General features: G+C 38.8%; 12 protein-coding genes. 7 read left to right on the forward strand and 5 right to left on the reverse strand.

The window, feature by feature from the left end; genetic code table 11:
- Nucleotides 1-46 precede the first annotated feature (46 nt).
- The 3 genes from RT138_RS00685 to RT138_RS00695 are packed head-to-tail and all read left to right on the forward strand — an operon-like array spanning nt 47 to nt 4,707.
- Nucleotides 47-2,812, forward strand: a complete 2,766-nt coding sequence (locus RT138_RS00685; RefSeq protein ID WP_313189066.1) for a SusC/RagA family TonB-linked outer membrane protein — start codon at nt 47-49, stop codon at nt 2,810-2,812.
- A gap of 15 nt (nt 2,813-2,827) precedes the next feature.
- Nucleotides 2,828-3,007, forward strand: coding sequence for a hypothetical protein (locus RT138_RS00690; RefSeq protein WP_313189067.1), 180 nt, complete (start codon nt 2,828-2,830; stop codon nt 3,005-3,007).
- 11 nt (nt 3,008-3,018) lie between these two features.
- Nucleotides 3,019-4,707, forward strand: a complete 1,689-nt coding sequence (locus RT138_RS00695; RefSeq protein ID WP_313189068.1) for a RagB/SusD family nutrient uptake outer membrane protein — start codon at nt 3,019-3,021, stop codon at nt 4,705-4,707.
- Between the two features lie 50 nt (nt 4,708-4,757).
- Here RT138_RS00695 and RT138_RS00700 read toward each other — a convergent pair whose 3' ends face one another.
- Entirely contained in the window at nt 4,758-6,806 is a 2,049-nt protein-coding gene (locus RT138_RS00700) for a M48 family metallopeptidase (protein ID WP_313189069.1), read from the reverse strand.
- A gap of 233 nt (nt 6,807-7,039) precedes the next feature.
- Between RT138_RS00700 and RT138_RS00705 the strand changes: the two genes are divergently transcribed.
- Genes RT138_RS00705 through RT138_RS00715 form a run of 3 tightly spaced genes read left to right on the forward strand, consistent with a single transcriptional unit; the run spans nt 7,040 to nt 8,350 of the window.
- Nucleotides 7,040-7,675: a DUF6266 family protein gene (locus tag RT138_RS00705; protein WP_313189070.1), complete on the forward strand. Its 636-nt coding sequence runs from the start codon at nt 7,040-7,042 to the stop codon at nt 7,673-7,675.
- Entirely contained in the window at nt 7,675-8,136 is a 462-nt protein-coding gene (locus RT138_RS00710; RefSeq protein WP_313189071.1) for a DUF5675 family protein, read from the forward strand. Before RT138_RS00705 ends, RT138_RS00710 begins: the two co-directional genes overlap by 1 nt.
- Before the next feature lie 25 nt (nt 8,137-8,161).
- Nucleotides 8,162-8,350, forward strand: a complete 189-nt coding sequence (locus tag RT138_RS00715; RefSeq protein ID WP_313189072.1) for a hypothetical protein — start codon at nt 8,162-8,164, stop codon at nt 8,348-8,350.
- 59 nt (nt 8,351-8,409) lie between these two features.
- On the opposite strand, the gene RT138_RS00720 is transcribed toward RT138_RS00715, so the two are convergent.
- The 4 genes from RT138_RS00720 to RT138_RS00735 form a co-directional block, all read right to left on the reverse strand.
- Complete coding sequence (locus RT138_RS00720) at nt 8,410-9,534, reverse strand: lipid II:glycine glycyltransferase FemX (RefSeq protein WP_313189073.1); 1,125 nt, start codon at nt 9,532-9,534, stop codon at nt 8,410-8,412.
- 134 nt (nt 9,535-9,668) lie between these two features.
- Nucleotides 9,669-9,872 (reverse strand): YwbE family protein, encoded by a 204-nt coding sequence (locus RT138_RS00725; RefSeq protein WP_093097338.1) that lies wholly within the window; start codon nt 9,870-9,872, stop codon nt 9,669-9,671.
- A gap of 241 nt (nt 9,873-10,113) precedes the next feature.
- Complete coding sequence (locus RT138_RS00730) at nt 10,114-10,629, reverse strand: DKNYY domain-containing protein (protein WP_409529441.1); 516 nt, start codon at nt 10,627-10,629, stop codon at nt 10,114-10,116.
- A gap of 88 nt (nt 10,630-10,717) precedes the next feature.
- Nucleotides 10,718-11,278, reverse strand: a complete 561-nt coding sequence (locus RT138_RS00735) for a biliverdin-producing heme oxygenase (RefSeq protein WP_313189074.1) — start codon at nt 11,276-11,278, stop codon at nt 10,718-10,720.
- A 222-nt stretch (nt 11,279-11,500) separates the two neighbouring features.
- Between RT138_RS00735 and RT138_RS00740 the strand changes: the two genes are divergently transcribed.
- The gene (locus RT138_RS00740) at nt 11,501-13,036 is read left to right on the forward strand and encodes a glycoside hydrolase family 43 protein (RefSeq protein WP_313189075.1); all 1,536 of its coding nucleotides are present in this window, start codon (nt 11,501-11,503) and stop codon (nt 13,034-13,036) included.
- The last annotated feature ends 113 nt before the right edge of the window (nt 13,037-13,149 follow it).

Consider the following 13,149-nt stretch of genomic DNA (forward strand, 5'->3'; position numbering starts at 1 on the left):
TTTGAGCTACAGTAAACCTAGATTTCTAACAAAACCTACTTAACTAATGAAAAAACAGAAGAGTTATTTTAGGACCCTGACCAAGATTCTATTGTTCAGTGGCTCCCTTAGTATGGTTCCCATTTCTCCATTATTTGCGAGTCCGGCAGTCTATACCGCCCCTCAGCAAAAAATTACGGGAACGGTCAAAGACTCAAAAGGGGAAGCCCTTTCCGGTGCAACAATCACCTTGAAAGGAAGCAGAATTAAGACCCAGACGGATGTCAACGGGAATTTTGAATTGTCTGATGTGCCAGCAGGATCAACCTTGACGGTCACCATGATCGGCTATTTGAACCAGGATGTTCCTGTAACAGGGAATTCGGTGAATGTAGTCCTATCAGAAGATGCGCAAGGCCTGGATGAAGTGGTGGTGGTTGGTTATGGTTCCTTGGACAAAAAGGAACTGACCAGTGCCGTAACTACCATCAAACCTAAGGATTTTGTTCCAGGTACAGTTTCGCCGTTACTTTCGATGCAAGGCAAGGTTGCAGGCCTGAATGTTTCATCAAACAACGGTAGCGACCCGAACTCATCAGTCAGTGTACAATTGCGCGGAGTAAACTCCGTTAACGCCTCACAAGGTCCATTGGTGGTTATTGATGGGGTGCCCGGAGGTGATGTGAACTCGGTTGCCAAAGAAGATATCGAATCGATTTCGGTTCTTCGAGATGCATCCGCAGCTGCCATTTACGGTACACGTGCATCCGGGGGTGTTATCTTGATTACCACCAAAAGGCCACAGATCGGAAAACCAACTGTAAACTTTACATCCGAGTACTTTATGGAAACGGTCCGCAAGCGACCACAAGTTTTATCACCAGAGAAATTTGTGGAAGTTGGTCTTGGAGATGATCTAGGCCATAGAACCGATTGGTATGATGAAGTCACCAATAAAAACCCATTCAGTCACCGTCAAGTGCTGAATGTTAGTGGAGGTTCGGAAGATGCAAACGTCTATGCTACTTTCGTAAAAAGAGATGCCAAAGGTATTGCCCTAGGTTCCAAAAGAGGGGAGATAGGTGGTCGTGTGAATACCAATTTCAGGTTTTTTGATGGATTTGCAGAATTGTCAACCAATGCCAGTTATAATCAAGTAGATGCCGATTTTACCAATAATGACATCTTCAATATGGCCATGGTATTAAATCCAACCGAAACGCCATACAATGCAAATGACCTGACCGGCTATAATGTTTTGGTCGGAGGTTATGATTATTGGAATCCTGTTGCTGAAGTTATGTTAAGAGATGATAGAAGGCAATATCGCTACCTATTAGCGAATTCAACCTTGAAATTGAATCTTACTGACTATTTAAGCACCAGTGCCACCGTTGGTATCAAAAGTAATTCAGAGCATGGAAGTTTCTTCCGTTCGGCACAACATCGCTTATCCAGACAGGACGGAATCGATGGATATGCAAGTCAGGCATTCCAACGTAATTTGGATCGCGTTTTTGAATGGACGGTAAATTATACTAGACGTTGGGACGAACATTCGGTCAATGCAGTTGGAGGGTATAGTTATCAAGATTTCAATGGCCGTGGCTTTGATATGAATAACTCTGATTTTCCAGTTGATGGTATCAAGGAAAACGATATGGGAACAGGTTCGTTTTTGCCGGATGGACGTGCAGGAATGGGTTCATGGAGAAATCCATGGGTGAAATTGGCGGCATTCTTTGGACGTGTTAATTATTCCTATCTAGACCGATATATCGTGACAGCTACTGCTCGTTATGAGGGGTCTTCGAAGTTTGCTCCAGAAAACCGTTGGGGATTCTTCCCTGGTCTATCCCTAGGCTGGAGAATGTCTCAGGAACCGTTTATGAAAGATGTCACCTTTATTGATGACTTGAAATTCAGAGCGGGATACGGTGAGACAGGAAATGAGGGCTTCGGTGCCGAGGTGTCAACACGGATGTATTCAGCAGATACTTGGTTCTTGCAAAACGGACAATGGTTCCGTACCTATGGGGTGAAACATAACCAGAACCCAGGCATTAAGTGGGAAGTGAAGAAGGAATATAACTTGGGAATGGACTTTACCATCCTGAACAATAGGTTGAGTGGTCGATTTGATATCTACAAACGTAAGATTGATGACCTGATCTATGATATTTCTGTTTCACAACCTCCTGCAATCCACGATAAAACAACGATGAACGTGGGTAGTATGGAGAATAACGGTTTTGAATTTGAGTTGAATTACAATGCAGTTCAAAAAGAGAATTTCAGTTACAGAACTTCCGTTGTTGCATCGCACAATACCAGTAAATTAAATTCATTGTGGGGAAGCCAGACCTTTTCCGATCGTAAGGGGTTCCCAGCTCCAGGTTCTCCGGGATCTGCTGTTAGGTTGTATCCAGGGGAGGAAATCGGAAGGTTCTTCTTATGGCAGTTTGCTGGATTTACCGATGATGGCTATTGGATGTTATATGATAAGGACGGCAACGCCTTTGACGTACGCGACAAGAACAAAACTGTAGGCGATAAGAAATTTGTCGGACAAGCTATTCCTACCATTCAGTTGTCATGGAACAATGAGTTTACCTATAAAAATTGGGATGCCAATATTTATATGAGAAGCTGGATCGGTCATGATGTTTTCAATATGATCAATATGTATTACAGCTTACCAAATGTAAAAGGACAGAATGTATTGGATGAGGCTTATGAAAAACATAAGGATATCAAGGGAGAAAAAGAACTATCTGATTACTGGTTGGAAAAAGGGACTTTCTTGAAGGTTGATGCAATCAATATTGGTTAAACGTTCAACAGGGAAATGATAAAGCCATTTAAGAGCCTGAGAGTTTATGCAACAGGAAGAGATCTTTTTGTATTCACCAAATACAGCGGATTGGATCCTGAGGTGAACATCAATGGATTGGATCCAGGTTTTGAGGAAAGGAATGTTTATCCAAAGACAAGAACCTTTATGATGGGCTTACAACTTAATTTTTAATGAAAACGACCATGAAAAAATATATAATATTTCTATGTGCAGGTTTTGGTTTGTTGACAACAAACAGTTGTACCAAGCTTGATCAAGAGTTTTACAGCTCGGTAACACCAGAGACCTTTTTTAAGAGTGAGAAAGATATTCAAGCGGCCTTATTCCGCCCGTTTACCCATGCTAAATGGTATATGGGGGAAGACCGTTGGCGCTTGCAAGAATATACAGCAGATAATTTTGCCATTACCACCAAAGGTAGGCACTGGTATAATGGGGGTGAGAATGAAAGATTTCACTACCACCGTTGGACACCGGATGATGGATGGATTTGGGGTAGCTGGAGAGGCACGCTCATGGGTGTAGCTTTGGCATTGGATGCGAAAAGCGATTTAGAGAAATTAGATTATACGCAATTTGCATTGACCGATGAAATTAAAGCATCGCATTTAAGTCAATTGGATGCCTTGATTGCGTATTTCTATTTACGGGGTTTGGATTATTTCGGGGGGATGCCAATTTTCGAATCACTTGAAGGCGAGGCATTACCAAGGAATACAGATGTGGAACTGTTCAACCATATTGAAAAATTGTTGAAAGCAGCTTTGGAAAACATTCCAGCTAAAAAGGCAGGTGAGCAGGAAGACGGTGCCATTACCAAGGGAGCGGTTGCAGCTATGCTGGCTCAGCTTTATTTCAATGCGGAGTCGTATATCAATAAACCGATGTACAATGAGGCGAAAACCTTGGCTCAGGCCATCATCAATAATCAATATGGCAGTTATTCCTTAGATACGCAATGGAATGGTCCGCATACTTTTACCAATGATAAATCGCCAGAAATTTTATGGTCTATGCCATCGGAATTCAAAAAACTGGAATATAATTGGTTCTATGCTGATTTTTATCATTATAACACCCGTCAATATTTCAACCAAGATATGGGGGCGAACAATGGTGCCCACTTGACACCATCGCGCAAGCCAGACGGAAGTCTGTATACCACAGACTTCAAATTAGGTGCTCCATATGAGAAGTATGCAGCTGGCGATTTCAGAAAGAAGCCATACAAATACAATGGAAGTGGAAATTATGAAGGTATGTTTATCATTGGTCCACACCTAACTCCAGATGGAAAAGCAATAGTTGGAGGAGAGGAGTATAAGGATAAACCATTGAACTTTGTGGATCAGGTAGGGAGGTTTACGGAAGTAGGAGCAGGCAAGAAATATTCGAATGTCAGTCAATTACCATCCAAAATGTCGGAGGGAGAAGAAAATACGGGTGTTCGATTGGTTAAAGTTCCGATTCCAAATCTGAACGACAATAGCTTGAGATGGGGCGCAGATATGCCTATCATTCGTTTGGCAGAGGTCTATTACATGCTTGCCGAGTGTAATTTCCGTGCAGGGAATGCTGCAGAAGCGGCAAATCTGATCAACCAAGTGCGTAAGCGTAATTTTGAAGGTGGAAAAGACCCTAATCCGGTGACTGTTGCTAACCTTGACAAATACCGCTTGCTGGATGAGTGGAGTATTGAGTTCCTGGGTGAGGGAAGAAGAAGGACCGATTTAGTACGCTGGAAAGCCTTTACTACGGAGAAATGGTGGGATCATGTGGCCAGTAATTCTGCCCATTTAAACAGATTTCCTGTTCCGAATGAAGCTATTGCAGGTAATAATAACTTAAAACAGAATCCAGGTTACGAATAATCATATTTGGATGAAAAGTAGAAAGAGTGACTGCATCAGTCACTCTTTTTTTATGATCTACTGTAGATGTCCTTTTGTAAATTAAGAAGGTTGTACTTATGGAGGAAGTAAGCCCTAAAGGTCATGTAGTAGTATTGATGGATAGCCGTGAATAACAGATTCAAGTTGTCGTCATGATAGGTTGTTCCTTCAAAATATACCAAGTCTTTATTGATAAACCCGGTCAAATCATCCAATATATCCTTTGCGAGTTCTCCGGTCAAAACTGAATTGCTCAGGAGCGTTGAGATTTCGGTCTTTAATTTCGTTTCTAGGGATTTGTTTTTCATAAATTGACTGATAATATCAGAATACTCAACCTGGTCATAAACAAAAGCATATCTTTGGGTCAGGTCATAATAGAATTGGATACGATTCTCAAAGCTTGCTTCCATATCCTTCATCAGCTCATAACTCTTCTTTAATTGGCTTTTTGTCAAATCGCTATCCGCAAGGCTATAAAAGGTTTCAAATGATCTTTTGATTATTTCATTTATCTGTGCCTGTTTAGCTTGAATTTCAATTTCTACGGATTTCAGGATTTGATTGGCATCGGAGCTTTTATATTTTACCCCATCATAATCAAAAGATTTGATCTTATAGGTTTTGTTTTTGATATCAGTTAAGGTCTGTTTATCATTCAATAAGGAATTAAGATCAAATGATAGATCTCGATTTTGATCGGAAAACAGTTCAGCGATTGGGATTGGCTCAGCATGATAATCCAGCTTTGAGAAATCTTCAATTATTGGATTGATGAAGAAATAAAAGTCATTATACATTTCATCAAAATCATTTTTTTCAAAATCCTTCACAAAGTTTAGTTGGAATTCTGGAGTATCTAACTGTTTAATGGGGCCTTGGTGATTGAGGTTGACAAATAGATGGTTTTTTATTTTTTGAAATAGGTTGTCCTTATTCCTGAGCATCTCGATAGCAGGGGATTGATTAGCGTAATCAACCTGAATATTCATTTTTGCAATGGCCTGTATGCGGTCTTGGGTCGATGGATGCGACTGCCATTGGTTTTCTATATTCAATTTTGATTTATTGTATTTTGATTCAGCATCCAAGGGCACCAAAGGGAAGCCATTGTTGATTTCATATTTGTTCTTTTTAGCAAGAAATAAATTAACTGCATGCTGGTTTTCATAGATGTCTTTTGGCAACCAGTTTTGGTTATGGTTCTTTTCATAAAAAGAGATGACACTTTCTAGGGAATGGTTTGCGAAGCTCAATCTTTGTAAACTATCTGACATGGCTTTTGATCCAGCCACATTGGCTGCAATTTCATCAGCATGAAATTCCATTTCTCTGGAAAGGGCCAGATAATTAATGTTGATATATTCATAAAGTTTTTGGAGGATCTTTTGGATGCCATTTATGGAGAAAACGGAAATATATAATGGTAAGGCAAGATAGGAGCTCAGTCCAGCAATTTTTTCATGCATCTTTCTCAAGGATTCATTGTTGTAGAGCATGTTGAAAATAACATTGTTCACATTATATACATAGCTACCGACTTTCATGCTTCGTTGCGAAAAATGACCGAATTCATGGGCTAGGATGGCCCTCAATTCTTGGTTTGTCAATGAATTTATTAATCCAACCCCAATCTGAAGGTTTTTTCTAACCGGGAAAAACATACTCCAAAAGCTAGAATTATAGAATACGGAAGCATTAACGTTGTAGGTTAAAAATACTTTTTTTGGGAAGTCAGTTTTTATTTCATTTACTAAATCATGGATCATGGCGAACAATTCAGGTTGTTCTTCTTGGGTGACTTCGATGAACTCACTGGTGTCGGTCTTATTCGTTCCGAAAATAAATTTGATCAAGAAAAACAAGATCATAAACCCTGCTGCAATCAAACCTAATCCTAAAGTGATCGTCAAGAAATTTGGATAATTCACAATCGCCCAGATTCCGAAATAAGAGAAAGAAGCCGTGATCGCTATTGCGGTTAGCAAAAGGATGCAATAGACTAAAATAAATACCAAAATTGAAAAAAGAGTTTTTTTGACCCGGGATTGAAAAGCTTGGGAAACTTGGATGTCCATAAATGTTAATTAGTTAAGACTAATATAGAAATTTATACTAAACAAAATTGAAGCTTTGTTTTTTTAGGTTCCTGTCATTGAGTTGTTTGCTGTTCCATATCGTTTCAAATTGATTCAAACTGTGCCAAACTGTGTCAACATGTTTTAATGGGCAAATAAAACTAGAGTTTAGCTGTCGATATCAAAACAGTATTGCATGCAATCGAATGGTTAAATTTTAAAAATTAAAAGAAATGGCAATTATTTCAAACGGAATTTTAGGGAGTTTTTCAGGAAAGGTAGGTTCAGTAGTTGGTGGAAGTTGGAGAGGGATACAATATATCCGCTCAATTCCAAAAAAGATCAAACGAGTACCTACCGAAAAGATGTTGAACCAACAAGCTAAATTTAGCTTAGTGATGGCTTTTGTAAATCCATTGCGCGAATTTTTGAAGGAAAATTATGAGGATGAAAAAATTAGGCACATGACATCGGCCAACCTTTTGACCAGTCATATTTTAAGGAATGCTGTACAAGGAAATTTACCAGAAATCAAATTGGATTATTCAAAAATTATTATCAGCAAAGGGACTGTAGAACAGATCATTGATTTAAGTGCAAGCCAGACAGATAGCTCTATTTTGCTGAAATGGGCTTCAGAGTCGAAGTATTTGGTCCCATTATCGGAAGTTGAGGTTAGAGGGGTCATTTATAATGAGAAAAAAAAGCATTTCCATCACCTGGAATTAGGGACTCGAAAAACATTAACTGGAGAAGTTCCATTGAAACTATTTGAGAAAGGCGATAAATTGGCCATGTGGGTATATTCCATTGATAAAAAAACCAGAAGGATTTCGGAAAGTCAATTTGTAAATGAATTTATTGTCTAATGATCGAGTTGGTCCGCGTGTACAGTGCTGAAAACAGTACTTTATCCCATCTCTATATCGACGGTTTGTTTGCTTGTTATATATTGGAGGATAAGATCAGGTCATCAAAAGTTTTTGGAAAAACCTGTATCCCTGAGGGGAATTATCCACTTGAGCTAAATAGCACAGCAGGAATGAACAGTCAATATGCGCCTAAATTTGGCAGACGTCATCAAGGGATGCTGGAGATCCGAAAGATTCCTGACTTTTCACTTGTGTTTTTCCATATCGGCAATTACCATAGCGATACAAAAGACTGTCCGTTGATGGGAAGTTATTTCAGGAAGGAAGGTCAAGATTTTATGGTTGTTCAATCTGCCTTGGCCTATAAAACTTGGTATCCCGTTTTAGTAGAAAAGATAAGGATGGGGTCGGGAAGAATCAAAATTGTTAACCGCTTGAAGGAATTTAATTATGATTAATCCTCAGAGCAAAATTGGAAAATGAATGAAATTAATTTTAGAAGCATTGTCCCAGATCCTATTGATGGTCAGATCATCATCGATCAAGTTTCCAGGGAAGGTCATGATACTGATCAAATACTTAGGTTTGTTGCTTGATATCTTGAAGCAATGGATTTATGCCAACCGAGATGTTAAAAAAGACGTTAAAGTAAAAAGATTTGTATTTAGATAATTGATGGTATAATTAAAATGAGATTGGCAGTCCTTCATTGGGCTGCCAATTTTATTTTTTTAGTTAAGGTGATAGCTTTGGTTTTGAAATTCCATGGATGCATAATAGTTGTATTTCTCTTTATTCAGAGGGTAGTCCCAACAACCCATACGGTGATACACTTGTCCACCAAATCCTGATTTGAATCGATATAATCCATACATAGGATGTGATTCATCCGCTTGTGGTGATATTCCAAAGAAATCATATTCCGTACAGCCATTTTCCTTAGCTAATTGCATTGCTTTCCATTGTAGAGCATAAGTGGCCATATAATTTCTGTTTTCGGTAGCAGAAGCGCCATAGAGGTAAGTTCCTCTATTGCCTGCAAGGACTAAAAACATGGCTGCAAGAGGTTGTTCATCCACTTCAGCTACCAACAGAAAGACCTGCGCAGGTGATTGGGTATCATTTGCCCGAGCACTTAAAACCACTTTAAAATAGTTGATATCGTGCAGGAAGAAATTGTTTCTCTGCGCTGTTTGGCGATAGAGTTCATACCAAACATCTAGGTTTTCTATGCCTAAGGATCGGATTTGTACCCCTTTTCTTTTTGAGAGATTGATGTTATAACGGGTCTTGGACTTCATGTTTGCCAAGATATCTTCTTCATTTTTTTTGAGATCCATGAAGATCGTATTGGAAGGGAGAATGTCTGTATTCGCTTTTCGAAGATTCCAATTTTCGGTATTGAAGTTAAACCTTAGTTCTTGAATTCTTTTTTCTGGAACACCGATCCAGTTTCCATGAATGTCATAGCAATCATCTTCTTTTGCCCATAAGGATTCCCATGATAGGTCATAACGGATCATGATACAGGATGGGGGAAGATAACTCCTGAGGCTTTCGGAAAGTTGTTCCAGGAAATAGCCTTGGTTTTCTGCTTCTGGTTCAATTTCAGGGCCATAAGGAACATAGGCAATACAGTGATCGGCATCAAGGTGCTGAATGATGATCAGCAGGTCGCCAATGATATAGGTGTCATCAGCTGGATGATTGAACAAATCGGATGACTTTACCTTAAAGTTATAGGCTACGCTTTGAACCCCTTGCATTTTCTTGACTTCAGACCAATAAGCGGTCTGTTGGATAATAGAGGTTCTGTAGATTTCTTTTATCTGTTTATCTTCTAAATCTGCGATCATGATGCTCTTTATTCTATAGGAAAGGCTGGCGAGAATAAATAAATCACCGGTCTTTGCGCCAAAAAGAGGCAAACATAACCAATAAAAGTTGGCTAAACGAATTTAATTGTCACGTTGTTGTTAGAAAGCGCTATTTAGTCCTCGTCGATAATTTCAGCGACTCTACCAATCTGACCATCAGTGAGCCTAACTTTGATTCCACGGCTATGATAAGGAGCAGAAGTAAGGATGTCTTTCACAATTCCTTCGGTGAGATTTCCAGATCTTTGGTCTTTTTTCAGGATGATATTAACCAAGATACCTGGTTTGATGTTGCTTCTAGAATTTGGATCACTCATTTTTTTGCATTGTTTATAGAGTTGCGAATTTAGCCATTCTATTGGACTTAGTCGATTAACTTTCCTGCTTTATAATTTTTGAATCATTTTGGATGGATCGTGTGTATTCATATTTTCCATTTTTGTCCAATAATATGATGGGTTGTTTGATGAGGTTGTAATATTCCACTTGAAAGGTTTGGGGGTCCAATCCAATCTCGAAATCGTAATGGAAAATTCGGAATCGATCTTTAATAAATCCTCATTGATCCAGGGAATAATCATTGACGTCTATTGGAAGGATTTGGTCTTCATAATATATATGTTGATCGTCCTTTCCATAAAGAAAATTGAGGTATTGAAAGGATTTGGGATCCACATTTTCTAGTGCTTTCAGGTCGCCATTTTTTCTGATGTATATTCCGTTTTTATCTTTCCAATAAACAGTGTCGTATTTATCTTGGATATAATTAAAGGACTTGCCGTCTAGGCCATCCACTATTACAATCTGCCATTTTGCCTCGGGGTTATTCATTCGGTGCCCATAAGCATTAACAATGGTATTTACAGGGGAATCATCTTGAAGGCATTCTCGATAGACATGGTTTTTGTCAGCAAAAAATCCCGAAACTTTTCTGAAAGTATCAGGGTCAGCTTTAGGGACTTCAAAGACTTGCTTTGTGTAGTCCCTAAATTGTAAGACTTTATCTCTATACTGATAAAAATTATCGAATAGTCTTTTGAGGTCTTCTCTTTTTAATGTTGTGAAGAGTTCCATTGGTAAATTGTTTACATGGTTAGAGGATAAAGATGTAAAAATAAATATACCAAAAAATACCTGTTCTAGGACTGTTCTATTTAATTCGCTATTTAACTATTTCAGCCATAAAAACTTCTTCAAAATTATCAAATGTTTGGTTGGCAATATCAATTGCTGACTTTTCTTGAGCAGGGTCTGAAGCAAATTTGTTCAATACATCGGTATATTTTTTCCACATTTCTTCACTTTGATCCCCATAGCCCTCAAAAAATGAAAAGCCATTCGTGATACCATTTTTCTTTAACATTTGAACGATATATGGGCCGCCCATGATGGATCCTTCTAATACGTAGAATGAACTTAATGCCTGCAGCGTATTTTCAACTTTTGGTGCTTCTGCAGGAGGTAGACTGCTTAAATCGAACCCAAGGGTTTGGATATCTGCTAGAATATAGGATGAGTCTCTGCGCAAGGCTTTGTCCGGTAATATTTCGGTGTTGATGAATTTTCCAGTTTCTTGTTCGACAGCATTGAAATAAGCATAGAAACTTTTCAAAAAGGTCGCATATTCAGCATCTGTTTTTATTTTTTTGATTATTCTAACCATTTTGGCTTCCAGCCTTTGGTGAGACCCTTTAGTTTCTTCCTTGATGATTTTACTTAGCATGATTTTTATGTGTTTTATAAATAAACCAATTTTTAGGTTAATAATTGTACTTAGGATGTAAAAAAAGGATTACGGAGGTACCGCAAGCTGCAGTTTTGATGCGGAAACCCTGTCCGATACAAATCTTTCATAGTATTCATATCTAGATGGCTTAAACAATTTAGCTAAACCTTGATTGGCTTTGAATTATTTGCTATTTTGCAGTTAATCAATACAAACCTTATGAATTACGAACTAACTTTTCAAAGAATATTAGGAGGTATTTTCCTGATTGTTGCTGTTTTCTTTTCTTCGTCTTTAAGGGCACAGAACCAGGCAAGAATAATCGGTGATTTTGCAGACCCTAGCGTCATATCAGCCAATGGAAAATATTATGCAGTGGGAACCTCCAGTGAATGGGCTCCCCATTTGCCCATTTATACTTCGACAGATTTAAGGGACTGGAAACAGGTGGGGTTTATTTTTGAAAAAACTCCTGACTGGATTGCCTCTTCCTTCTGGGCGCCGGAATACTTTTATCAGAATGGAACTTACTACGTGTATTACTCCGCAAAGCGTAAGACCGATGGAGTTTCCTGTATTGGAGTGGCAACTTCAAAGTTTCCAGATCGAGGTTTTGTCGATCAAGGGATTGTTGTAGATTATGGAACTGAGTCAATCGATGCATTTGTTGTCAGGGATGGCAAGGATCTATACATGACCTGGAAAGCCTATGGCCTTGATAAGCGACCTATAGAGTTACTGGGCAGTAAACTTTCAGCGGATGGTATGAAGCTTGAAGGGGAACCCTTTTCTATATTACAAGATACGGCAAAAATTGGCATAGAGGGGCAGAGCTTTATCAAGAAAGATGGGTATTACTATATGTTTTATTCTGCAGGTGCATGTTGCGGTCCAGGATGTGATTACCATGTACAGGCGGTTCGTTCAAAAACTATTAGAGGACCATATGAAGATGTAGGTGAGTCTGTGCTATTAGGAAGCAACGAAAGATGGAAATGCATGGGGCATGGTACTTTTGTAACTGATAAAAAAGGAGATTATTATTACCTATTTCATGGTTATAGCCAAGATGGGACGGTCTTTACTGGAAGGCAAGGGTTATTGGCGAAATTGGAATGGTCAGATCAAAATAAACCAGTCTTTGATTTCATAAAAAATGATACTGAGGATGCAGCATCAAGTTTCAGTTTGGATTTCAAGAATATTAAACGATCAGCTTTATTTGGGCAATGGGATTTCAGGAATTCGATTCCTAAAATAGAATTGAATTTAATGGGCTTGCAACTTTCTCCGGGAGAGATAAAAGCTAATGAAGTTGGGTCTGTATTAACTTGGAGGCCTGCAAGCAAGAAATACGATCTAACAGCCAAATTGGATTTATTGAAGTCAGGTCAAGAACTTTTGAAAGGAGTAGTGATCTATGGAGATAAAGATCGTGCTCTTGGTCTATCAGTTCAAGGAAAGAAAGTTATAGTGTGGCAGGTAAGTGGGGAAGAGTACAAGATCCTTTCTAGCCAAGAAATTCCAGGAAATGCGAAAGAAATTTCCCTCAGGCTTCAAACAAAAGATGATCTAAGCTGTACGGCATCCTTCTCGGTTCAGGAAGGAAATTGGAAAGTTATGGAAATAAACGATGCAAGCAGCTTTAACCTGAAGGAACTTGCGCCTTGGGACCGTAGTCCAAGACCGGGCTTGCAAGTCAAAGGTGGCTCCAATGAAAAGGCAGTATTTACTGAGCTATCCTTAACATATTAAAACATATAAAAACGCCATTCTATCAAAAAAAGTAAAATGGCGTTTTTGTATTCAGATACTGCACCATTAATTAAAATATTGACGATTAACTATTCTGGAAAGAGGGTCTAATT

Source organism: Sphingobacterium sp. (assembly GCF_032065005.1).
In the GTDB taxonomy this organism is placed as follows: Bacteria; Bacteroidota; Bacteroidia; order Sphingobacteriales; family Sphingobacteriaceae; genus Sphingobacterium.

Coding starts and splice junctions, on each gene's coding strand:
- RT138_RS00720 (WP_313189073.1), bottom strand. CDS start 9,534: ATGATCGCAGATTTAGAAGATAAACAGATAAAAGAAATCTACAGAACC.
- RT138_RS00690 (WP_313189067.1), top strand. CDS start 2,828: ATGATAAAGCCATTTAAGAGCCTGAGAGTTTATGCAACAGGAAGAGAT.
- RT138_RS00710 (WP_313189071.1), top strand. CDS start 7,675: ATGATCGAGTTGGTCCGCGTGTACAGTGCTGAAAACAGTACTTTATCC.
- RT138_RS00735 (WP_313189074.1), bottom strand. CDS start 11,278: ATGCTAAGTAAAATCATCAAGGAAGAAACTAAAGGGTCTCACCAAAGG.
- RT138_RS00705 (WP_313189070.1), top strand. CDS start 7,040: ATGGCAATTATTTCAAACGGAATTTTAGGGAGTTTTTCAGGAAAGGTA.
- RT138_RS00725 (WP_093097338.1), bottom strand. CDS start 9,872: ATGAGTGATCCAAATTCTAGAAGCAACATCAAACCAGGTATCTTGGTT.
- RT138_RS00685 (WP_313189066.1), top strand. CDS start 47: ATGAAAAAACAGAAGAGTTATTTTAGGACCCTGACCAAGATTCTATTG.
- RT138_RS00730 (WP_409529441.1), bottom strand. CDS start 10,629: ATGGAACTCTTCACAACATTAAAAAGAGAAGACCTCAAAAGACTATTC.
- RT138_RS00695 (WP_313189068.1), top strand. CDS start 3,019: ATGAAAAAATATATAATATTTCTATGTGCAGGTTTTGGTTTGTTGACA.
- RT138_RS00700 (WP_313189069.1), bottom strand. CDS start 6,806: ATGGACATCCAAGTTTCCCAAGCTTTTCAATCCCGGGTCAAAAAAACT.
- RT138_RS00740 (WP_313189075.1), top strand. CDS start 11,501: ATGAATTACGAACTAACTTTTCAAAGAATATTAGGAGGTATTTTCCTG.
- RT138_RS00715 (WP_313189072.1), top strand. CDS start 8,162: ATGAAATTAATTTTAGAAGCATTGTCCCAGATCCTATTGATGGTCAGA.